Origin of the sequence: Sphingopyxis granuli NBRC 100800, from assembly GCF_001591045.1 — a bacterium.
GTDB lineage: Bacteria > Pseudomonadota > Alphaproteobacteria > Sphingomonadales > Sphingomonadaceae > Sphingopyxis > Sphingopyxis granuli.
In genome coordinates this window covers 1-20,827 of record NZ_BCUA01000074.1, presented here as the reverse complement: position 1 = coordinate 20,827, position 20,827 = coordinate 1, and the positions used below count along the sequence as shown (strand labels likewise).

Sequence of the window (20,827 nt, the reverse complement as noted above, 5' to 3'; positions counted from 1 at the left end):
GGCTTTTGCCGGGGAACGGTTACCTGTCGACGCTGGCCATGGAAGCTGAAACGAGTTCAGCATGACGATTTTGGAACGGGCAGTTCCTTGTCCCGAACCGGACGTCAGCCCAGTCTTTCCAATATCCGTGTCGCCAGCCAGTCGCCATCCGCACCCGCAAAGCTGTGTGATGCGCTGTCGAGCCGTTCGACCGGCAGCGCGTCCGGCCTGCAATTCTCCGCAAATGCCTGTGCCGTCCGGTCGCCCGTGGCGAGCAGGATCGTGGCGGGGCAGGGAAGCGCCGCCATCGCCTTGTCGAGCCGCGCGGCAAGGCTGTCGGGAGCCGTTTCCGGCTTCCGCCTGCCGAGCGCCGACAGGCCGCGCGCCAGCTTGCGAAGATCGATCTCGCCCTTCACCAGCCTGAGCAGGCTTTTGGGGTCTTTCAGCCGCGACAGATAGCGCGCCCGGATCGCCGCCGCCGGCGGCAGCGCCGGTTCGGCGTCCGCTTCGTCGTCGGCTTCCGCATCATAGGTCCACGGGTTGGCAAGGATCAGCGCGTCGAGCGGCAGCGGCTGATGGAGCAGCAGCGCGCTCGCCGCGTCGCAATTGCCGAAGGCGACGATCCGCGCGACCTGCGGCGCCGCGGTGCGAAAGGCGGCGATGGCGGCGGCGATGTCGGGGGCGCTCGACTCGAAGCCGCCGTTATCGTCCTCGCTGTCGCCGATGCCGCGGCGGTCGAAGCGAAAGACCGGATGACCGGCGTCGGCAATCCGCCGCGCGAGTATCGCCATGCCGCGATGCGCGCCGCTGCGGATTTCGTTGCCGCCCGACACGATCAGCAGCCCGCTCGTTCCCGGCGCGTCGTCGAGCGTCGCAGCAAGCGCCGCACCCTCGCAGGCAAAACTCAGCTGATGCCGCATGCCGCCCCCCAGGCCGCGATGTCGGCGGCGATCGCGTGCGCCATCGCGGCATCCTCGCCCGGCTCGGCGCGCAGCCACAATGGCGTGCCCGGCAGCGCGCCATCGCCGCTGCCGAGTGTGAGGCTGCGCAACGGCGCGACCGCCTGGACCTCGGCGCCGCCAAGCTGGGCGATCATCGCGGGCGACAGCAGATTGCCTGCGAGCAGCAGCGGGGCATTGCGCGCTTCGGCTTGCAGGTTTTCGAGCGACGAGGATTTTCCAGCCTCGCGGTCGGCACTGACGCGCGCGCGCAGCAGCGTGCGGAGCAGTGACGCGCCGGCGACCGGGGCCAGCCGCCAATGGGCCGCGGCCTTGGCGCGATGATCGACCAGGCAGCCGCCGCGCAGCGACGCGACGATCAGCGGGCCGTCGATTCGCTCTGCGACCGCGGCCAGCGCTTCGATCCAGCGCGCCAGATCGACCTCGACGAGCGGGGTCAGGCTTTCATTCTGTCCGGGCAGGTCGGGCAGCAGCGCGGCGAATCCGTCGGCCGCCAGCGCGCGCATCGCCAGCACCAGCGTGCGGCGCGTGCGGTTCGCTTCCTCGAATAGCGGCGGGACGAACAGGACGGTCGCGCGCGGCGTTCCGGCGGGGTCTATGCGCAGCCGATGACCGTCCATGCGCCCCCGCCTATCCTATGAACCTCGAACCTTGCGCTCGGCAAAGGCGAGCAGGTGGCCATAGGTTTCGAATATCTCGCCGTCGATCTCGTCGTCGTCGATCAGGATGCCGAGGCGATCTTCCATCTCGGTGAGGACGGTCGCGACCGCCATCGAATCGAATTCGGGCAGTTCGCCGAACAGGCCGCTGTCGGCGGTTAGCGCGGCGGCGCGCTCTTCGCCCAGGCCGAGGATGTCGGCGAGCAGGGCGCGAAGTTGGGTATCGACGGGTTCGGTCACGATCCTGATCCTCATTCGCGCCCGAGGACCGAACGCGCAAAAGCCTTGAGTCCCGGTCCCCATGCCGCGATGCGCGCCGGATTGAAAGCCTCGATATGCCACAGCGGTTCGTGCCGGTTCATCCAGTCGCGCTTGTAGGCGTCGTTGCCGGTGCCGAAATCGACCCGGCACACGCGGTCGACTTCGATGACGTGGCGGAACAGCGCCGCCGACAGCAAGGTCCCCGGCGACGCTTTCAGGCTGTCCTCGACATGCGCGAGCTTGTGGATGAAGGCAGTGCCGTCCTCGACGGTCCAATATTGCGCGGCGACCGGCGCGCCCTCGATGCGCGCGAGCCCCATGCGAAAGGTACCGCGCGCGCTTTCGGCCTCGGCAAAGGCGCGCAGCAGCCCGGGGTCGCCTTCCTCCGGCTTCCAGCTCGCAGCGTAGATCGCTTCATAGGCCGCCCACGCGTCGGCGTCGAAGGCGGTGAACAGTTCGATGTCGACCACGCCCTTCTTCGCCTTGCGCCGGACGGTGCTGCGCAGCGCGCCGGGGCGGCTCTCCCACCAGCCGTCATGATCGAGGCCCGACAGGTCGAGCCAGTGCCGGTCGCCTTTCGGACTGGCCTTCACCCACCAGCCCGCCGAGCGCAACGCGGAGGCGACGGCCATCTGTTCGGTATCGGGAACGGGGTAGAGGGTCAGCCGCACGGCGCGCCGGCGCAGCGCCGCGAACAGGTCCGCGAGCGCCGCCGGGCGGTCGCCATCGCCGGTGTAGAGCGGCCGGATCGCGAAGCTGTACCAGTTGGTCAGCCCGGCATAATGGCCCGGTCGTTCGATGCGCAGGGGCAGGAGGGCGTGCGTCTGGCCGGCCGTGCCGCGCGCGTCATGGCGGCCGGCGCCGGCAAAACCATGCGCCGCGAGCAGATCGAACCACTCTTCGCGGTCGAAGGGCGAGGCGAAGCCAGCGCCCCGCGCCGGGGGGCGTTTCGCATCATTAGCGGGATGTTCACCGTTCCCTTGCATGGTCGCGCGCTCTATCACCCGTCTCCTAACAGCCGATGACCAAGATCGAAAATCCTCCGTCGCATCCGATCGACCATCTCGCGCTGCGCGGCGTTCCCGACGCGCCCGCGCTGCTGATCGGCGAGCGCGTTCTGTCCTTCGCCGACCTCGATGCCGGCGTCGGGCGGCTGGCCGCCTGGCTGCGTGAGCGCGCGGGCGGTCCGGGCGGGCGCGTCGCCAGCTGGGGCGCGAAGACGCGGGCGATCTGCCTGATGCCGCTCGCCGCGGCGCGCGCCGGGCTGATCCATGTGCCCGTCAACCCGCTGCTCAAGGGACCGCAGGTCGCGCATATACTGGCCGACAGCGGTGCGACACTGCTCGTCACCAACGCGCCGCGCGCCGACATGCTCGGCGATGGCCGGCCGGCGGATTGCGCGTTCGAGGATCTGAAGGCCGCCGAAACGGCGATCGATTCGGACGGGCCGGCGCTGCCGCCCTCGCGGGCCGGAACGGACGAACTGGCCGCGATCCTCTATACCAGCGGATCGACCGGGCGCCCCAAGGGCGTGATGCTGAGCCACGCCAACCTGTGGCTGGGGGCAGAGAGCGTCGCCTCCTATCTGAAGATCGCGCCCGACGACCGCGTGCTCGCGGTGCTGCCGCTCAGCTTCGACTATGGCCAGAACCAGCTTCTGTCGACCTGGTATGCGGGCGGGGCGGTCGCACCGCTCGACTATCTGACCCCGCGCGACGTGGTGAAGGCCGTGGCGCGATACCGGGCGACGACGCTGGCGGGGGTGCCGCCGCTGTGGGTGCAACTCGTCGAAAGCGACTGGCCCGCCGATACTGCCGCCCTGCTGCGCCGCCTGACCAACAGCGGCGGCGCGCTGACCCCGACGCTCATCGATGCGATGCGCGACACCTTTCCGAATGCCGCCATCTACCCGATGTACGGACTGACCGAGGCGTTCCGGTCGACCTGGCTCGACCCGGCGCTCGTGGCGTCGCATCCGACCTCGATGGGCCGCGCGATCCCCCATGCCGAAATCCTGGTGTGCCGCCCCGACGGCAGCGTGACCGACGACGACGAGCCGGGCGAACTGGTGCATTGCGGACCGCTCGTCGCGCAGGGTTACTGGCGCGACGCCGAACGCACCGCAGAGCGTTTTCGCCCCGCACCGCCGGCCTCGCGCCATGGCGGCATCGCGGTCTGGTCGGGCGACACCGTGCGCCGCGATGCCGAGGGCCTGCTGACCTTCGTTGGCCGCGACGATGCGATGATCAAGACTGCGGGCAATCGCGTCAGCCCCACCGAGGTCGAGGATGCGGCCGTCGCCTCCGGCCTTGTTTACGAGGCGGTCGCTTTCGGCATCCCCGATGCGCGGCTCGGCGCCGCGATCGTGCTGATCGTGCGCGGCAGGGGGGGCGATGCGGATCGTGACGGGCTGGCGGCGTGGCTGCGCCAGACGCTGCCCAACTTCATGCAGCCGCAGACGATCGAGTGGCGCGACACTCTGCCGCGCAATCCCAACGGCAAGCTCGACCGCGTCGCGATCGCTGCGGACTGGACGCGGCAGGTGGCGGCATGAAGCCGCACGGCCCGATCCCGCCCGGCTTCGCCGCCGACGCCGACGGCATGCTGCTGATCGGCGGGACGCGCGCGGACCGGCTTGCCGATGCCGCGGGCGACACGCCGCTGTTCGTCTATGTCGGCGCGCTGCTGGCGGCGCGGATCGCCGAATGGCGCGCCGCATTTCCCGAAACGGTGCAGCTTCACTATGCCATGAAGGCGAACCCCTATCCGCCATTGCTCGCCTTCATGGCGGAGCGGGTCGACGGGTTCGACGTCGCCTCGGGCGGCGAATTGCGGGCCGCGCTGGCGAGCGGCATGGCGGCCGAACACATCAGCTTTGCCGGACCCGGCAAGCGCGACCGCGAACTGGAAGCGGCGATCGCGGCGGGCGCGACGCTCAACCTCGAATCGATTGGCGAGGCGAACCGCGCGCTCGCCGTCGCCGCGCGGCTCGGCATCACGCCGCGGCTGGCGGTGCGGGTCAATCCCGACTTCGACCTCAAGGGATCGGGGATGAAGATGGGCGGCGGCGCCAAGCCGTTCGGCGTCGATGCGGCGGAGGTCCCGGCGCTGGTGCGGCGGCTGATCGACGCCGGTGCCGATTGGCGGGGTTTCCACATTTTCGCCGGATCGCAGGCGCTGGACGCCGCCGCCATCGCGGAGACGCAGGGGCAGACGGTGGCGCTCGCGGCGCGGCTGGCGAACGACGTCGGTGCGCCGCCGCCGCTCGTCAACATCGGCGGCGGTATGGGCGTGCCCTATTTTCCTGGCGATACCGCGGTGGATGCTGTGGCGGTCGGCGCCGCACTCGCCGATACGCTGGCGGCGCGCGATCCGGTGCTGGCGACCAGCCGCTTCGCGATGGAACTTGGCCGCTGGCTCGTCGCCGAAGCCGGCGTCTACCTGACGCGGATCGTCGATCGCAAGGTCAGCCACGGCGAAACCTTCCTCGTCACCGATGGCGGACTCCACCATCAACTGGCGGCAAGCGGCAATTTCGGCACCGTGATCCGGCGCAACTATCCGATCGCGCTTGCCAACCGCTTCGGCGGCGAGCCGGCCGAGACGGTGTCGGTAGTGGGCTGTCTGTGCACTCCGCTCGATCGGCTGGGGGATCAGGTTGCGCTACCCGCGGCGCAAGTCGGCGATCTTGTTGCGCTTTTTCAGGCGGGGGCCTATGGGGCCACGGCGAGCCCGGCAGCTTTTCTCGGCCAGGGATCGGCGCGCGAAATGCTCGTCTAGACGGCGATTTCTGTTCCGAACAGGGACAGTTTGCGACAAGCGCGGCGCGAACCTACCCCAATACTAACGGTATGTTCACCCTTTTCGAGCATGGCTGACCCTGACGCAATGGATGTCATTGCGGGTTCCGGCGCGTTTCCGGGCCCGCGAGGGCGCCCGGCTATGCGAAAGGTGATATGAACATGCGATCCTTCCCCTCGCTTCGCGCCGCCCGCGCCGCGCTGGTTTCCGGCATCGCCGCGACCGCGCTGACCGGCTGCATGAGCGCCGGAACCGCGCCGCAATTGCCGAGCGCCAATTTTGTCGCGAACCAGGAAGGGCCGGGCGAGGAATATATCATCGGGCCGCTCGACGAACTGCAGATTTTCGTGTGGCGCAATCCGGAACTCGGCGGCAAGGTCCAGGTGCGCCCCGACGGACGGATCACGACGCCGCTGATCACCGACATGCCTGCGGTCGGCAAGACGCCGACGATGCTTCAGCAGGACATCAAGCTGGCGCTCGGCCAATATATCACCGACCCGATCGTCAGCGTCATCGTCACCAGCTTCAACAGCACCTTCTCGCAGCAGGTGCGCATCGTCGGCGCGACGGAGAAGCCGGCGTCGATTCCCTATCGCGCCAACATGACCGTGCTCGACGCGATGATCGCCGTCGGCGGTCTCGGCGAATATGCCGCGGGCAACAAGGCGCGGCTCGTGCGCTACGACAAGGGAAGCGGCAAGCAGCACGAATATGCGCTGCGCCTCAACGATCTGATCAAGCGCGGCGACATCAAGGCCAATGTGAAGCTTCAGCCGGGCGACGTCATCATCATTCCCGAAAGCATGTTCTGACATGGACGGCCGACCCTGCCCCGCGATCCGAAGGACTGAACCCCGGCGATGAATGGTCTATATGACGAACTGCGGTTGGCGCTGCACAGCGTCTGGACACGCCGGTGGCTGGTGCTGGGCGTCGCCTGGGGTATCTGCATCCTCGGCTGGCTCGCGATCGCCTCGATCCCGAATCGCTACGATTCGCGGGCGCGCCTGCTCGTCGACATCAACCAGATCCTGCCCGACGATACGACCGCCGGTTTCGGCGGCCGTCAGCGGATCGATCAGATTCGCGAGACGCTGACCAGCGCGCGCAACCTCGAAAAGGTCGCGGTGACGACGGGCTTGCTGCCCGTCGGCGCGGGCGAGCGCGAGCGGGCCGGGGCGGTCGGCATGTTGCAGAAGAGCATCAAGATCGTTCCGCAACAGGATAATATCTTTGAGATCACGTCGAGCGTCGCCGTCGGCAGCCTGTCGGATGCCGACAATGCCAAGCTGGCTTCGGGGGTACTCGACAGCCTGATAACCGTTTTCCGTGATGACCAGTTGCGCGGCGGGCGCATGAACGCGCGCGAGGGGCTGAAATTCCTCGATTCGCAGATCGCCGACCGGGAAAAGGCGCTGCGCGAGGTCGAGGGTCGGCGCGCGGCCTTCGAGGCGCAGAACATCGGGCTGATTCCCGCCGGCGCCGGCTCGCCCGCGCAGCGCGTCGAAGCGGCGCGCGCCGAACTTGGTCAGATCGACACGCAGCTCGTTGCCGCGCAGGCTGCGCTTGCCGCGACCAACGGCCAGCTCGCCTCGACCCCGGCGACGATCAACGTGCCGGGTCTCGGTGCCACCGGCGGCGGCGTCGCGCGCCAGCAGTTGGCGGGCGCGCAGGCCGAACTGTCGGCGATGCGCGCGCGCGGGCTGACCGATGCGCACCCCGACGTCGTCGCGCTCAAGAGCCAGATCGCCTCGCTGAAGGCGCAGGCGGATCGCGAAGGCAGCGGCGGAAGCGCCGGCAACGCGCAGAACCCGGCTTATGGTTCGCTCGCCGCCATGCGTGCCGAGCGGCAGGCCACCGTCAGCGCGCTGAGCGCGCGCAAGGCGCAACTGACCGCCGATATCGCCAGGATCACGTCGCAGCAGATCCAGAATCCCGGCATCGCGGCGGAATATGACCGGATCAACGGCGAGTATACCGCGCTCAAGGCACAATATGACAAGCTGCTCGGGCAGCGCGAGCAGGTGCGCCTCCGCGGCGACGTGCAGACGGAAACCGACGCGATCCGCGTCGAGCTGCTCGATCCGCCGACCAAGCCGACCAGCCCCGCCGCGCCCAATCGCCCGCTGTTCCTGACCGGCGTCCTGCTCGCGGGTCTTGCCGGCGGCATCGGCGTGGCCTTTGGCCTCGCGCAGGTCCGCACCAGCTACGCGACGGCGGGCAAGCTCGAACGCGCAAGCGGACTGCCGGTGATCGGCTCGATCACCGAGGTGGTGACGCCCGAACGGCATGTCGAACGACGCAAGCGATTGATGTGGCTCGCGGGCGGGGCGGGCGCGCTCGTCGGCCTCTACGCCCTGCTGCTCGTCGCCGAGTTCGTCCAGCGCGGCATGGTCGCGTGAGCGGGGAGAAGGACATGAACGACCAACGCCCCGTCAAGCGCCCGCCGTCGCTGCTCGAACGCGCCGCCGACATGTTCGGCCTCGACCCCGCGGCGAACGCGCCGACGATCGACGTATCGAAGCTGCCGCCCGAGCCCGAGAAGAAGAAGGCGAAGGCCCGGCCGGCGCCCGCCGCCGAAACGCCGCAGGCGGAGGCATTGCCTCCCGAAGCCGTGGTCGAGGCCGCCCCCGCGATCGATCCCGCGCCGGCGAAACCTTCGCCGCGCAAGGAGGTCGCCAAGGCCGCGCCCGCCGTCGTGCCGACGCGCCAGGGGACGATTGACCGCGAGCGGCTTGCCGCGCGCGGCATGATCGTGCCCGGCGCGCCCGTCACCGGGATCGCCGAGGAATATCGTATCGTGAAGCGCGAGTTGATCCGCAACTTCGCGGGAACGGCGAACCGCCCGGTCGTGCCGCGCGGCCACCGCGTGCTGATCGCTTCGGCCAATCCGGGCGAGGGCAAGACCTTCTCCGCGGTCAATCTCGCGCTCAGCCTCGCGGTCGAGGCCGATCATGACGTGCTGCTCGTCGATGCCGACATCGCGAAGCCGAGCGTGCTCGAAACGCTGGGGCTGGAGGATGGGCCGGGCCTGATGGACGCGCTCGCCGATCCGCATCTGACGCTCGGCGATTGCCTGATCCAGACCGACATTCCGGGGCTGAAGGTCATGCCTGCCGGAACGCAGCATACGCACGATACCGAACTGCTCGCCTCCGCGCGCACAGAGGCGCTGATCGCCCAGCTCGAAGCGGGTGCGCCGGGGCGCATCATCATCTTCGATTCGCCGCCGGTGCTGGCGGCATCGCCGGCCGCGGTGCTCGCCGGCCATGTGGGGCAGCTCATCATGGTCGTGCGCGCCGACGAAACGCTCGAATCGGCACTGCGCGACGCGATCGGACTGATGGGCGCCTGCCCGCACGTCCAGTTGCTGCTCAACGGCGTCAAATATTCACCGGGCGGTCGCCGCTTCGGCACCTATTACGGACAGGGAGGCGCGTCATGATGCGCACAACCAGCTTGCGCCGCGTGGGCGCGATCGCAGCGCTGCTGCTCGCCGGCACCGCGACCGGCGCGCACGCGCAATTTTCGGGCGATGGCGGTCCGGGGGCGGACGAAGCCCCCGCTGCCCCTTCCGCAGCCGGCGCGGGTTCGCGGTCGCGCGGACAGAAGAAGGTCGACGTGTCGCCCTATCTCGAAATCGGGCAGGTGCTGACCGCCGAGCTCAAGGGCGGCGGCGACGTGCTGACCTACACGACCGTTGCGGCCGGGGTCGACGCCGCGATCGTCACCCGCCGCGCCGAACTGGCGGCAACGTTGCGCTACGAGCATCAGTTCGCCGAATCGCGCGGCTACAGCGATCAGGATATCATCAGCGGTCTGGCGCGCGGGCGGCTCGAACTCGTGCGCGGCCTCAACCTCGAAGGCGGGGCGCTCGCGACGCGAACGCGTGCCGACGGGCAGGGCGCCGACAACGGCATCTTCAACGGCCGCGCCACGAACGTCGCAAACCTCTATTCATTCTACGCCGGCCCGACACTGGTCCAGCGCGTCGGCGATCTCGACATCGGGGCGGGCTATCGCTTCGGTTACACCAAGGTCGACGTCGAAGCGCCCGCGCTGCTGCCTGGCGGCGTTGCGCGGCAGAATGTCTTCGACAGCTCGACGAACCATGCGGCGTGGGCCAGCATCGGCCAGCGGCCAGGCGATCTGCCCTTCGGCTGGCAGCTGTCGGGCGGCTACGAACGCGAGGATGCAAGCCAGCTCGACCAACGCTTCGAAGGCAAATATGCGCGCGCCGACATCACCGTCCCGATCAGCCCGACCGTCGCATTGCTTGGCGGTGTCGGCTATGAGGACATCGAGATCGGCCAGCGCGACCCCGTGCTCGACACGAACGGCATTCCGGTTCTCGACGCCAACGGCCGCTACGTCACCGACAAATCGAGCCCGCGCCAGCTTTCCTTCGACACCGACGGGCTGATCTGGGACGCAGGCGTCATGTGGCAGCCGAGCCGCCGCACCTCGCTGACCGCGCGCGTTGGCCGCCGTTATGGCGATACCATCTATACCGGCAGCTTCACCTATCGTCCCGATCACGCGACGCTGGTGCAGGTCGGCCTCTATGACGGCCTTTCCAGCTTCGGACGCGGCCTGTCGGGCGGGCTTGCCGCGCTCCCGACCCAGTTCGACCCGTCGCGCAACCCGGTCGGTGGCGACATCAATCCCTGTGTCTTCGGCCAGCAAAGCGCGGGATGCCTCAATCCGCAGCTCGGCAGCGCAACGGCGTTCCAGTTCCGCAGCCGCGGCGTTCAGGCGATGTACTCGTCGCGCTACGGACGTTGGACCTATGGCGTCGGTGTCGGCTATGACCAGCGACGCTTGCTGGCACCGGCGCTGTCGGCGATCGCCGATTTCGACGGCGTGAAGGATGAAAGCTATTATCTCTTCCTGTCGGCGGGCCGCGAACTCGGCACCGATGCAAGCCTCAGCCTTGCAGGTTACGTCAACTATTTCGACAATGGCGCGCCGGGGGCCGGCGATGTGCGGTCGGCGGGGGTTTCGGCGGCTTATTCGCGTAGATTCTGGCGTGGGTTGACCGGAACCGCGGCGGCGGCGCTGAATGCGTTCGACCAGGACGGCTTCAACAGCCAGCTTATCGGTTCGGCGCTCGTCGGCCTGCGCTATAACTTCTGATCCAGACTCCCGGGGATAGACGATGTACGATCAATTTTACGGCTTCAGCGGGCGCCCGTTCCAGCTTACGCCCGACCCGGCCTTCTATTTCGAGAGCGGGACGCACCGCAAGGCGATGTCGTACCTCGGCTATGGCCTGGCGCAGGGCGAGGGGTTCATCGTCATCACCGGCGATGTCGGCGCGGGCAAGACGACGCTGGTCGGCCACCTGATGAACACGATCGACGCCAACCGGCTGACCGCGGTCAAGCTGGTGTCGACGCAGGTCGAGGGCGACGATCTGCTGCGGCTGGTCGCCGAGCAGTTCGGCCTGGAGTGGGAAGGGCAGAGCAAGGCCGAACTGATCCGCGCGATGGAACAATATCTGCGCGAACAGGCGCGCGCGGGCCGCCGCACGCTGCTGATCGTCGACGAAGGTCAGAATCTCGCCATCTCCGCGCTCGAAGAGCTGCGGATGCTGTCGAACTTCCAGCTTGGCGGACATTCGCTGCTCCAGATTTTCCTGCTCGGCCAGCCCGAGTTCCGCCAGACCCTGTTCCATTCGCCGACGCTCGAACAGTTGCGCCAGCGCGTGATCGCGACGCACCACCTCGATCCGATGGAGCCCGAGGAAGTCGAGCCCTATATCCTGCACCGGCTGGGCAAGGTCGGCTGGACGGGCAACCCGAGCTTCAGCCCCGAGGCGTTCGAGCTGATCTTCGATTACAGCGGCGGCGTGCCGCGCAAGCTGAACGTGCTGGTCAGCCGCCTGCTGCTGTTCGGCGCGGTCGAGGAACTGAACCGGATTTCGGGGCATCATGTCCGCAGCGTGATCGCCGAGATCGAGGCCGACCGCGGCATCGACGAAGCGACGCTGGCGCCGGCGCCGGTCGAGGAGGTCGTGGAACTTGCCGCCGCGATGGCGCCCGTCGCCGCGCCCGCGGCGCCGACGGAATGGCCGCCGGCCGCGCCCGACGCGGCGCCCTTTGCCGCACCGACCCCCGCCGATCCGCCGGCGGTCGATCCCGAGCAGCTTGCCGCCCTGCGCGAGCAGATCGCGCGGCTCGAGGCACGCGTCTGCGAACAGGACGACGCGCTGCGTCGGGTGCTTGACCTGCTGATCGAATGGGTCGAGCGCGATCCCGAGAACGCGCCCAATCCGGCGCGGTCGCAGGTATGGGCGGCCTGACGCAGCCACGATTCCCGGCTATGGGTTTCATGAGGTGAAGAACGATGCGGAACGGCCTGTCGGTCGATGTCGAGGACTGGTTCCAGGTCGGCGCCTTTGAGCGCACGATCGACCGCGCCGACTGGCCGACGCTCGAATGCCGGGTCGAGGCGAATTGCGACGCGGTGCTGCAGATGTTCGCCGAAGCCGGCGTCCACGGCACCTTCTTCACGCTGGGCTGGGTCGCGGAGCGCTACCCGGCGCTGATCCGGCGGATCGTCGCGGCGGGACACGAACTGGCGAGCCACGGCTACGACCACAAGCGCGTCTTTCAGATGAGCGCAAACGACTTCGCCGCGGACCTGAAGACAGCGCGCGCGATCCTCGAGGACCTGGGCGGCGTCGCGGTGCGCGGCTATCGCGCGCCGAGCTTTTCGATCGACGCGCGCACGCCGTGGGCTCATCCGATCCTTGCCGAACAGGGCTATGCCTATTCGAGCAGCGTCGCGCCGGTCGTCCACGATCATTATGGCTGGCCGCAAAGTCCGCGCCACGCATGGCGGCCGGTCGCGGACAGCGAGCTTGTCGAATGGCCGGTGACGACGGCGCGCGCCTTTGGCCGCACGCTCGCGGCGGGCGGCGGCGGCTTCATGCGCCTGCTGCCCTATGGCTTCACGCGCTGGGCGATTCGGCGGATGAATGCCGAGGGGCATCCGGCCATCCTGTATTTTCACCCGTGGGAGATCGACCCCGGCCAGCCGCGCGTGACCGACGCGCCGCTGAAATCGAAGATACGACATTACAGCGGCTTGTCGGCCATGGCTGGCAAGCTGAAGCAACTGCTCGCCGATTTCGAATGGACGCGAGCCGATGCGCTGCTTCCCGCGCAGCAGGACCGCGCGCGGCCGTGGCGCGCCGCGGCATGAACGCCCCCACCCATCCAGCCGCAGCGCCGGGCGTTTCGGCCGCGCCGCTCAGCGAAGCGACGGCGTGGGACGCCTATGTCGCGGCGCATCCCGCCGCGACGCCTTTCCACAGCCGCATGTGGTGCGAGGCGGTGACCGCGGCGACGGGACATCGGTGCCACCTGGTCGCGGCGCGCGACGCGACAGGGGCGCTGACCGGCATCCTGCCGCTTCATCATGTCCGATCGGCGCTGTTCGGCCAAGCGCTCGTCGCGACCGGCTTTGCCGTCGATGGCGGGATATTGGCGGACGATGACGCCGTCGCGGCGACGCTGGCAGACGGGGCGGCCGATGTCGCGCGGTCGCTGGGCGTGGCTTCGGTCGAATTGCGCGGCGGCGTGCTGCCCATGGCGGAAGGATGGACGCGCGAGGATGGCGTCTACGCCGGTTTCGCGCGCGATCTGGCGGCCGACGATGCCGCAGAACTGCTCGCCATACCGCGCAAGCAGCGCGCCGAGGTGCGCAAGGCGCTCGAAAGCGGCCTGACGGTGACGACGGGCCGGGACGAAGCCGAACGGCGCGACCATTATCGCGTCTATGCGACGAGCGTGCGCAATCTGGGGACGCCGGTCTTTCCGAAGCAGCTGTTCGATGCGGCGCTCGATGCGTTCGGCGACGATGCCGACATATTGACCGTGCGCGAGGATGGCCGCGCAGTGGCGAGCGTGCTCAGCCTCTACTGGCGCGGCGCGGCGATGCCCTATTGGGGCGGCGGGCTGGCCGAGGCGCGGGCGCTGCGCGCGAACGAACTGATGTATTATGCGCTGATGCGGCATGCGCGCGCAAAGGGCTGCACGCGCTTCGATTTCGGCCGATCGAAAGTCGGCACCGGGCCGTTCGCCTACAAGAAGAACTGGGGGTTCGAGCCGCGACCGCTCGTCTATGCGCGCTGGCTGGCGCCGGGCGAGACGCCGCGCGATACCAATCCCACCAGCGCGAAATACCGGTTGCAGGTCGATCTGTGGAAGAAACTACCGCTGTGGGCCGCCAACCGCATCGGACCGCTGATCGCGCGGGGGTTGGGATAGGATGGCCGCGATCTACGGAATTTCGTCATTGCGAGCGAAGCAATCCAGAGCGGTGTACGCGACTCTGGATTGCTTCGCTTCGCTCGCAATGACGATGATCGTCGATGGCTGAGATCCTGTTCCTGGTGCATCGCGCGCCGTGGCCGCCCGATCGCGGCGACCGGATCAGAAGCTGGCACATGTTCGAGGCACTGGCGAAATGGGCGCCGGTGCATGTTGCCGCGCTTGCCGACGATGCGGCGGATGCAGCGGTGGCGCGTAAGAAAATGACACCGCTTTGCAAGAGTTTGGCAATCGAGGTTCGCAAGGTGTCGCGACCGGTGGCGCTGGCGCAGGCCGTGCTGCGCGGCGAGCCGGTGTCGAACCGGCTGTTCCGCAGCAGTGCGCTTGCCGCGCATGTGCGCGGGCTTCTGGCGAGCGGCCGGGTCACGCATATCGTCGGCTTTTCGGGCCAGATGGCGCAGTATCTGCCCGCACGGTTCGACGGTCCGGTGATCATGGATTTCGTCGATGTCGATTCGGCCAAATTCGCCACCTATGCACAGCAGGACGCGCGCCAGCCGCTCCACTGGGTTCATGCGCGCGAAGCGCGGGTGCTCGGCGCCTATGAAGCCAAGGTCGCGCGCAGCGCCGATGCCAGCCTGTTCGTCAGCGAGGCGGAGGCGGCGCTGTTCCGCCGGCAAAGCGAGGTCGATGCCGACAAGGTGCACGCGGTCGAGAACGGTATCGACACCGATCGCTTCGACCCCGCGCTGCCGCTGGCCGAAGTCGCGGCGGGAGAGAGGCCGCTTGCCGTGTTCACGGGCCAGATGGATTATCGCCCCAATGTCGATGCGGTAAGCTGGTTCGCGACCGATATCCTGCCGCTGATCCGGCGGCGGCATCCGCAGGCGCGTTTCGCGATCGTCGGCCGGGCGCCGACCGACGCGGTGCGCGCGCTCGAAGGCCAGCCCGGTGTCACCGTCACCGGTGAGGTGCCCGACGTGCGGCCGTGGCTGGCCGCCGCCGACGCCGTGGTCGCGCCGCTGCTGCTGGCGCGCGGGGTGCAGAACAAGCTGCTCGAGGCGATGGCGATGGCGCGGCCGGTCGTCGCCAGCGCCGCCGCCGCGACGGGGATCGACGCGGTCCCCGGCGATCACCTGCTCGTCGCCGACGATGCGGCGGCGATGGCCGGCGCGGTCGTCCGCCTGTTCGACGATCCGCAAGCGGCCGCGGCGATGGGCGCCGCCGCGCGAGCGCGGATGATCGCGCGCTATGGCTGGGACGCGCGGCTGGCCCCGCTCGGCGATCTGCTGGGACTGACGACGCGATGACGGTGTGGCGGAGACATCTGGCCGTGCTGGCATTACTGGCGGGGGCGATCCTCGCGCTTTTCGCGCGCGACCTGGCCGATCTGGTCGGCATCTGGTGGCATAGTTCCACCTTCACCCATTGCCTGCTGATGGTGCCGATGATCGGCTGGCTGGTGGCGCAGCGTTGGCCGCAACTGAAGACGCTGACGCCGGCCTTCTGGTGGCCGGCGGTCGGCTGGCTCGCGGGCGCGGCATGCGTCTGGCTGGTCGGCGAGGCGGCGGGGGTGGCGCTGCTGCGACAGTTCGGCCTTGTGCTGATGCTGCAGGGAGCGGTCGGCGCGACGCTCGGCGAAAAAGTGGTTCGCGCGCTGCTCTTTCCGCTCGGCTATGCGCTGCTCCTCGTGCCGTTCGGCGAGGAACTGGTGCCGCTGCTCCAGACGCTCACCGCGCATATCAGCGTCGCGCTGCTGCATCTGTCGGGGCTCGAAGCGCATATGGAGGGCGTGTTCATCACGACGCGCGCCGGTTTCTTCGAGGTGGCCGAAGCCTGTTCGGGGGTCAATTTCCTGATCGCGATGCTCGCCTATGCGGTGTTCGCGGCGCATCTTTGCTTCCAAAGCTGGCCGCGGCGCGTCCTGTTCGTCGCTATCGCGCTGGCCGCGACGGTTCTCGCCAACGCGCTGCGCGCCTGGGGCACGATGGTCGCCGCCGAAATCTGGGGAATCGAGCGCGCGGCGGGGATCGACCATATCTTCTATGGCTGGATCTTCTTCGGTCTGGTGATCCTGGCGGTGATGCTGGGCGCGCGCCGCTGGTTCGACCGCCCGGCCGGCGATGCGGCGGTCGACGTCTCGCGGCTCGGCGGGCCTGTGCGCTATCGCGGCGACGGCCGGGCCATCCTGCCGGTCGCGCTGGCGATCCCGTTGCTGTTCATCGGCTGGGCCGCGCTGGTCGGCGGGCGTTCGGCGCCGCTGCCGGCGACGATGCCGGTCGAAACGCCCGCCGGTTGGCATGCGGCGGCGGCGCAGGGCCTGCGCTGGGGGCCGCGTTTCGACGGCGCCGACCAGCGCCTGCTGCGCCATTTCGCCGATGCGAAGGGGCGGCGCGTTGCGATCGCGATCGGCGGTTACGAGCGGCAGGCCGAGGGGCGCGAGGTCGTCGCTTTCGGACAGGGGGCGGTCGATCCCGCCGGCAAATGGGCGTGGAGCGCGGCGCTGGCCCCGGTGGACGGCGGCCGGACCGAGCGGCTGCTCCACCCCGGCCCGGTGCTCCGCGACGCTGCGACCTGGTATGTCGTCGACGGGCGCGCGACCGGCAGCGCGCGCGCGGCGAAGCTGGCCGGGCTGCGGGCGCGGCTGCTCGGCGGCGACCCGCGCGCGCTGTCGCTGATCGTGTCGAGCGAGGCGGGGCAGGGCGGGCGCGATGCGATCGCCGATTTCCTTTCCGCGTCGGGCGGAGCGCAGGCGATGGCTGACCGCGCTCTCGAAAACCGCTAAGGCCCTGATCCATGTGTGGGATCGCGGGCATCTATCATCTCGAAACGGCGAAGCCCGTCGACCCGGCGCGCGTGCGCGCGATGCTGCACCCGATGGCGCATCGCGGCCCCGACGGATCGGGCGACTGGACCGCGCCGGGGGTCGGGCTCGGCCACCTGCGCCTGTCGATCATCGACATCGCGGGTAGCCCGCAGCCGATGGCGAGCGACGACGAGGCGGTGACGCTCACCTATAATGGCGAAATCTATAATTTCCGCGCGCTGCGCGCCGAACTGGAGGATCGCGGGCATCGGTTCCGCACCAGCGGCGATACCGAGGTCATCATCGCCGCGTGGCGGCAATGGGGCCCTGATTGCCTGTCGCGACTCAACGGCATGTTCGCCTTTGCGATCCACGACCATGCGCGCGGCTGCCTGTTCCTCGCGCGCGACCGGCTGGGCGTGAAGCCGCTGCATTATGCGCGCCTGTCCGACGGTTCGATCGCCTTTGCGTCCGAGCTCAAGGGGTTGCTCCGCCACCCGCTGCTGCGCTGCGAGGCGAAGCTGACGGCGGTCGAGGATTATCTCGCCTTCGGCTATGTTCCCGACGACAGTTGCATCGTCGCGGGGGTCGAGAAACTGCCCGCCGGCCATTATCTGATGCTCGAACGCGGCAAGGCCGTTCCCGCGCCGTCCTGCTGGTGGTCGCCCGATTTCTCGAACCGTATCCGCGCCAGCGAAGGCGAGGCGGCCGAGCATCTCGTCCACCTGATGCGCGCCGCCGTCACCGACCGGATGGTCGCCGACGTGCCGCTGGGCGCCTTCCTGTCGGGCGGGGTCGACAGCAGCGCGGTCGTCGCGCTGATGGCGGAGGCGAGCGCGCGGGCGGTCAGGACCTGCACCATCGGTTTCGACCAGGCGGTGCTCGACGAGACCGCCTATGCGCAGCAGATCGCCGAGCGGTTCGCCACCGACCATCGCACGCGTACCGTCGCGGCGGCCGACTTTGCGCTAGTCGACCGCATCGCCGACATGTTCGACGAACCCTTCGCCGATGCGAGCGCGCTGCCCACCTACCACGTGTGCGAACTGGCGCGCGAGGAGGTGACGGTCGCGCTGTCGGGCGACGGCGCGGACGAGGCGTTCGCGGGCTATCGCCGGCTGGTGTTCCAGCATCAGGAGGAACGGCTGCGCGCGATGATCCCGGCGGTGCTGCGGCGCAACCTGCTCGGCCCGCTCGCGCGCGTCTGGCCGCAGATGGACTGGGCGCCGCGCCCGCTGCGTGCCCGCGCGACGCTCGCCGGCCTGTCGAAAAACGGGGCGGAAGCCTATGCCGAGGCGGTCGGCGTCACCGGCCCCGACCAGCGCGCGCGCCTGTTCAACGACGCCGCGAAACGCGCGCTCGGCGATCATGTCGCCGAGGCGCGCTATTGGAAGGCGATGGTCGAGGCACCGGCGCGCGAGCGGCTCGACCGCGCGCAATATGCCGACCTGAAGATCTGGCTGCCCGGCGACATCCTGACCAAGACCGACCGGATGAGCATGGCGGTCGGGCTGGAGGCGCGCGAGCCGCTGCTCGACTATCGCCTCGTCGAATTCGCGGCGGCGCTGCCCGCCGCGATGCGCGTCAAGGGCGGAACGGGCAAGGCGATCCTCAAGCAGGCGATGGAGCGCTACCTGCCGCACGACATCCTCTATCGGCCGAAGATGGGGTTCGTGACGCCGGTGTCGCACTGGTTCCGCGGGGCGCTCGCCGATCAGGCGCGCGCGCTCGCGACCTCGTCGACGCTGGCGCGGTCGGGCTGGTTCGACATGGCGGAAATCGAGCGCATCGTCGCCGCGCACCAGGCGGGCCGCCGCGATCACGGCCGGCTGATCTGGCAGTTCTTCATGCTCGAAAAATCGCTGGCGAAGCTGTTCGGATTGTGACGGCTGACGGCCGGCCTAAGGAAAATCCGTCGCATGAATCGCCACGTCATCTTAACGACTTGCTGTCAGGCTCGCCGCCGATGACGGTCTATCCCGCCTTTCCGGCCCACGATGTGGCGACGCACGAGGACGCCGCGCCGCTGGCGGTGCGCGTCGTCGATCCGCTGTCGCTGTCGCCCGAACTGGCGGCGGCGTGGGACGCGCTGGCGGACGACGCGAGCGAGCCCAACCCCTTTGTCGAACGCTGGTGCCTGCAGCCCGCGCTCCATCTGCTCGACCCCGAACGGCGGGCGCGGCTGGTGATGGTGCGCGACGGCGACGGCGGGCCGGTGATCGGCGTGATGCCGCTCGCGCCGGCGGACCGGTACGGCCGCCTGCCGCTGCGCCATGCGACCGGCTGGGCGCACCCCAACCATTTCCTGGGCCTGCCGCTGGTCCGCGCGGGGTTCGAGCGGCTGTTCTGGTCGATCCTGCTCGGCTGGTGCGACGCCGCGCCCTGGGCGAGAACGCTGGTCCACCTGCCGCGCCTGACCGAGGACGGGCCGCTGCACCGCGCGCTCGCCGATGTGGCGCAGGGGCGCGGCCGTGCGGTCGAAATCGTTCACCGCGAGGAACGCGCGCTGCTCGACAGCCGCCTGTCGCCCGACGCCTATTGGCAGGCCGCCGTGCGCGCCAAGAAGCGCAAGGAATTGCGCCGACAGACGAAGCGTCTCGCAGATCAGGGCGAGCTTGCCTTTCGCCGCTGGCGGCCGGACGAGCCGCTCGACCCGTGGATCGACGCCTTCCTCGACCTCGAGATGCGCGGCTGGAAGGGGCGCGCCGGGTCGGCGCTCGCGAGCCATGGCGAGACCGAGGCCTGGTTTCGCGCGACGCTGGCGGGCGCTGTCGCCACCGACCGGCTCGCGATGAGCGCGCTCGATCTCGACGGCCGGCCGCTCGCGATGCTGATCCATTTCCTCTGCCCACCCGGCGGCTTCTCGTTCAAGACGGCGTTCGACGAGGCTTATGCGCGCTTCTCCCCCGGCGTCCTCCTCCAGCGCGAGAATCTCGACCTGCTCGCCGATCCGGCGATCGACTGGGTCGACAGTTGCGCGGTGCCGCATCATCCGATGATCGACAGCATCTGGCGCGAGCGCCGGCGGCTGGTCTGGGTCAATGTGCCGCTGTCCGCCGCGCCCGATCGCTGGCGCTTCGACGCGCTGACCCGGATCGAGGCGATCTGGCGGCGCTGGAAGCGCTCGCATTCCACCCCTTCCGACGCAATACAGGACCCGTCATGACCATGCATCAGGCGATCGCCACTCCGATCTTTCCCGCCGAGACGCTCGACCGCATGGCCGAACTCTATCCCTCGCAGGCCGGATTGCTCCACCATCGGCTCGACGAGCACCCGTTGCTGTCGCTGGGCGCGCTGGCCGCGCTCGGCGAGAGCCTGCCCACGGGACAGGTCGAATATAATCCCGGCGACCTGCCGGTCGGCATCCGGCCCGAGGACGTCCCGTCGAACGGCCTGTCGATCGGCGAGACGATCCGCACCATCGAGACCAACCGGAGCTGGGCGGTGCTCAAGAATATCGAGACGGAGGCCGGCTACCGCGCGCTGCTGATGGACCTGCTCGGCGAGCTCGAACCGGTCGTCGCACCGCGCACCGGCGCCATGCTGATGCCGCAGGGCTTTCTCTTCATCTCGTCGCCCGGGTCGATCACCCCCTATCATTTCGATCCCGAGCACAACATTCTGCTGCAACTGCGCGGTCGCAAGGTGATGCACGTCTGGCCCGCGGGGGACGAGCGCTTCGCCGACCGGCGCGAGCATGAGCGCTATCACACCGGCGGCCATCGCAACCTGCCGTGGCAGGACGCCTTTCGCGGCGGCGAGCAGCAGGTACCGCTCGGTCCCGGCGACGCGGTGCTGGTGCCGGTGATGGCCCCGCATTTCGTCGCCAACGGCGATGCGCCGTCGATCTCGCTGTCGATCACCTGGCGCAGCGAATGGAGCTATCGCGAGTCCGAGGCGCACGCCGCCAACGCGCTGCTGCGGCGTCTGGGGCTCGACCCCGCGATGCCGCCGCGCTGGCCGGACTATGCGCGGGCAAAGACGGTGGGCTGGCGGATCGCCCGGAAACTCAAGCTGGTGTCATGATGATTTGCCTCACGCAAAGGCGTAAATAAAGGCGACTATGTATTTTGCAAA

General features: G+C 69.0%; 18 protein-coding genes. 14 read left to right on the top strand and 4 right to left on the bottom strand.

Features of this window, described 5'->3' with window-relative positions:
* Positions 1-104: 104 nt before the first annotated feature.
* The 4 genes from SGR02S_RS15095 to SGR02S_RS15080 are packed head-to-tail and all read right to left on the bottom strand — an operon-like array spanning position 105 to position 2,844.
* The gene (locus SGR02S_RS15095; protein ID WP_067111607.1) at positions 105-899 is read right to left on the bottom strand and encodes a hydrolase 1, exosortase A system-associated; all 795 of its coding nucleotides are present in this window, start codon (positions 897-899) and stop codon (positions 105-107) included.
* Positions 884-1,558 (bottom strand): alpha/beta hydrolase family protein, encoded by a 675-nt coding sequence (locus tag SGR02S_RS15090; RefSeq protein WP_067111604.1) that lies wholly within the window; start codon positions 1,556-1,558, stop codon positions 884-886. Before SGR02S_RS15090 ends, SGR02S_RS15095 begins: the two co-directional genes overlap by 16 nt.
* Before the next feature lie 15 nt (positions 1,559-1,573).
* Complete coding sequence (locus tag SGR02S_RS15085; RefSeq protein WP_234002610.1) at positions 1,574-1,837, bottom strand: acyl carrier protein; 264 nt, start codon at positions 1,835-1,837, stop codon at positions 1,574-1,576.
* 11 nt (positions 1,838-1,848) lie between these two features.
* On the bottom strand, positions 1,849-2,844 hold the full coding sequence (locus SGR02S_RS15080; RefSeq protein ID WP_067111598.1) for a GNAT family N-acetyltransferase: 996 nt from the start codon (positions 2,842-2,844) through the stop codon (positions 1,849-1,851).
* A 35-nt stretch (positions 2,845-2,879) separates the two neighbouring features.
* On the opposite strand from SGR02S_RS15080, the gene SGR02S_RS15075 reads away from it, so the two are divergent.
* From SGR02S_RS15075 to SGR02S_RS15010, 14 genes are all read left to right on the top strand, one after another.
* Complete coding sequence (locus SGR02S_RS15075) at positions 2,880-4,412, top strand: acyl-CoA ligase (AMP-forming), exosortase A system-associated (protein ID WP_067111595.1); 1,533 nt, start codon at positions 2,880-2,882, stop codon at positions 4,410-4,412.
* Positions 4,409-5,638, top strand: coding sequence for a pyridoxal-dependent decarboxylase, exosortase A system-associated (locus SGR02S_RS15070; protein ID WP_067111592.1), 1,230 nt, complete (start codon positions 4,409-4,411; stop codon positions 5,636-5,638). Before SGR02S_RS15075 ends, SGR02S_RS15070 begins: the two co-directional genes overlap by 4 nt.
* A 182-nt stretch (positions 5,639-5,820) precedes the next feature.
* On the top strand, positions 5,821-6,474 hold the full coding sequence (locus tag SGR02S_RS15065) for an XrtA/PEP-CTERM system exopolysaccharide export protein (RefSeq protein WP_067111617.1): 654 nt from the start codon (positions 5,821-5,823) through the stop codon (positions 6,472-6,474).
* A gap of 48 nt (positions 6,475-6,522) precedes the next feature.
* Positions 6,523-8,064 carry an XrtA system polysaccharide chain length determinant gene (locus SGR02S_RS15060; RefSeq protein WP_067111588.1) on the top strand — a complete coding sequence of 514 codons (1,542 nt, stop codon included), beginning with the start codon at positions 6,523-6,525 and terminating at the stop codon, positions 8,062-8,064.
* Between the two features lie 14 nt (positions 8,065-8,078).
* Entirely contained in the window at positions 8,079-9,107 is a 1,029-nt protein-coding gene (locus tag SGR02S_RS15055; protein ID WP_067111585.1) for a P-loop NTPase, read from the top strand.
* The gene (locus SGR02S_RS15050; protein ID WP_067111582.1) at positions 9,104-10,798 is read left to right on the top strand and encodes a porin family protein; all 1,695 of its coding nucleotides are present in this window, start codon (positions 9,104-9,106) and stop codon (positions 10,796-10,798) included. The genes SGR02S_RS15055 and SGR02S_RS15050 overlap by 4 nt, the downstream gene beginning before the upstream one ends.
* A gap of 22 nt (positions 10,799-10,820) precedes the next feature.
* Entirely contained in the window at positions 10,821-11,966 is a 1,146-nt protein-coding gene (locus SGR02S_RS15045; RefSeq protein ID WP_067111579.1) for an XrtA/PEP-CTERM system-associated ATPase, read from the top strand.
* Positions 11,967-12,010: 44 nt separating this feature from the next.
* Positions 12,011-12,871, top strand: coding sequence for an XrtA system polysaccharide deacetylase (locus SGR02S_RS15040; protein ID WP_067111576.1), 861 nt, complete (start codon positions 12,011-12,013; stop codon positions 12,869-12,871).
* Entirely contained in the window at positions 12,868-13,938 is a 1,071-nt protein-coding gene (locus tag SGR02S_RS15035) for a FemAB family XrtA/PEP-CTERM system-associated protein (protein ID WP_067111614.1), read from the top strand. The genes SGR02S_RS15040 and SGR02S_RS15035 overlap by 4 nt, the downstream gene beginning before the upstream one ends.
* Before the next feature lie 104 nt (positions 13,939-14,042).
* On the top strand, positions 14,043-15,251 hold the full coding sequence (locus SGR02S_RS15030; protein WP_067111573.1) for a TIGR03087 family PEP-CTERM/XrtA system glycosyltransferase: 1,209 nt from the start codon (positions 14,043-14,045) through the stop codon (positions 15,249-15,251).
* Positions 15,248-16,726, top strand: coding sequence for an exosortase A (gene xrtA / locus SGR02S_RS15025; RefSeq protein WP_067111570.1), 1,479 nt, complete (start codon positions 15,248-15,250; stop codon positions 16,724-16,726). The genes SGR02S_RS15030 and xrtA overlap by 4 nt, the downstream gene beginning before the upstream one ends.
* Positions 16,727-16,737: 11 nt before the next feature.
* Entirely contained in the window at positions 16,738-18,633 is a 1,896-nt protein-coding gene (locus SGR02S_RS15020; RefSeq protein WP_067111567.1) for an XrtA/PEP-CTERM system amidotransferase, read from the top strand.
* An 80-nt stretch (positions 18,634-18,713) separates the two neighbouring features.
* The gene (locus SGR02S_RS15015) at positions 18,714-19,913 is read left to right on the top strand and encodes a GNAT family N-acetyltransferase (RefSeq protein ID WP_067111611.1); all 1,200 of its coding nucleotides are present in this window, start codon (positions 18,714-18,716) and stop codon (positions 19,911-19,913) included.
* Positions 19,910-20,776 (top strand): cupin-like domain-containing protein, encoded by an 867-nt coding sequence (locus SGR02S_RS15010; protein ID WP_067111565.1) that lies wholly within the window; start codon positions 19,910-19,912, stop codon positions 20,774-20,776. The genes SGR02S_RS15015 and SGR02S_RS15010 overlap by 4 nt, the downstream gene beginning before the upstream one ends.
* Positions 20,777-20,827 lie beyond the last annotated feature (51 nt).

Coding starts and splice junctions, on each gene's coding strand:
- SGR02S_RS15095 (WP_067111607.1), bottom strand. CDS start 899: ATGCGGCATCAGCTGAGTTTTGCCTGCGAGGGTGCGGCGCTTGCTGCG.
- SGR02S_RS15090 (WP_067111604.1), bottom strand. CDS start 1,558: ATGGACGGTCATCGGCTGCGCATAGACCCCGCCGGAACGCCGCGCGCG.
- SGR02S_RS15080 (WP_067111598.1), bottom strand. CDS start 2,844: ATGCAAGGGAACGGTGAACATCCCGCTAATGATGCGAAACGCCCCCCG.
- SGR02S_RS15075 (WP_067111595.1), top strand. CDS start 2,880: ATGACCAAGATCGAAAATCCTCCGTCGCATCCGATCGACCATCTCGCG.
- SGR02S_RS15070 (WP_067111592.1), top strand. CDS start 4,409: ATGAAGCCGCACGGCCCGATCCCGCCCGGCTTCGCCGCCGACGCCGAC.
- SGR02S_RS15065 (WP_067111617.1), top strand. CDS start 5,821: ATGCGATCCTTCCCCTCGCTTCGCGCCGCCCGCGCCGCGCTGGTTTCC.
- SGR02S_RS15060 (WP_067111588.1), top strand. CDS start 6,523: ATGAATGGTCTATATGACGAACTGCGGTTGGCGCTGCACAGCGTCTGG.
- SGR02S_RS15055 (WP_067111585.1), top strand. CDS start 8,079: ATGAACGACCAACGCCCCGTCAAGCGCCCGCCGTCGCTGCTCGAACGC.
- SGR02S_RS15050 (WP_067111582.1), top strand. CDS start 9,104: ATGATGCGCACAACCAGCTTGCGCCGCGTGGGCGCGATCGCAGCGCTG.
- SGR02S_RS15045 (WP_067111579.1), top strand. CDS start 10,821: ATGTACGATCAATTTTACGGCTTCAGCGGGCGCCCGTTCCAGCTTACG.
- SGR02S_RS15040 (WP_067111576.1), top strand. CDS start 12,011: ATGCGGAACGGCCTGTCGGTCGATGTCGAGGACTGGTTCCAGGTCGGC.
- SGR02S_RS15035 (WP_067111614.1), top strand. CDS start 12,868: ATGAACGCCCCCACCCATCCAGCCGCAGCGCCGGGCGTTTCGGCCGCG.
- SGR02S_RS15030 (WP_067111573.1), top strand. CDS start 14,043: ATGGCTGAGATCCTGTTCCTGGTGCATCGCGCGCCGTGGCCGCCCGAT.
- xrtA (WP_067111570.1), top strand. CDS start 15,248: ATGACGGTGTGGCGGAGACATCTGGCCGTGCTGGCATTACTGGCGGGG.
- SGR02S_RS15020 (WP_067111567.1), top strand. CDS start 16,738: ATGTGTGGGATCGCGGGCATCTATCATCTCGAAACGGCGAAGCCCGTC.
- SGR02S_RS15015 (WP_067111611.1), top strand. CDS start 18,714: ATGACGGTCTATCCCGCCTTTCCGGCCCACGATGTGGCGACGCACGAG.
- SGR02S_RS15010 (WP_067111565.1), top strand. CDS start 19,910: ATGACCATGCATCAGGCGATCGCCACTCCGATCTTTCCCGCCGAGACG.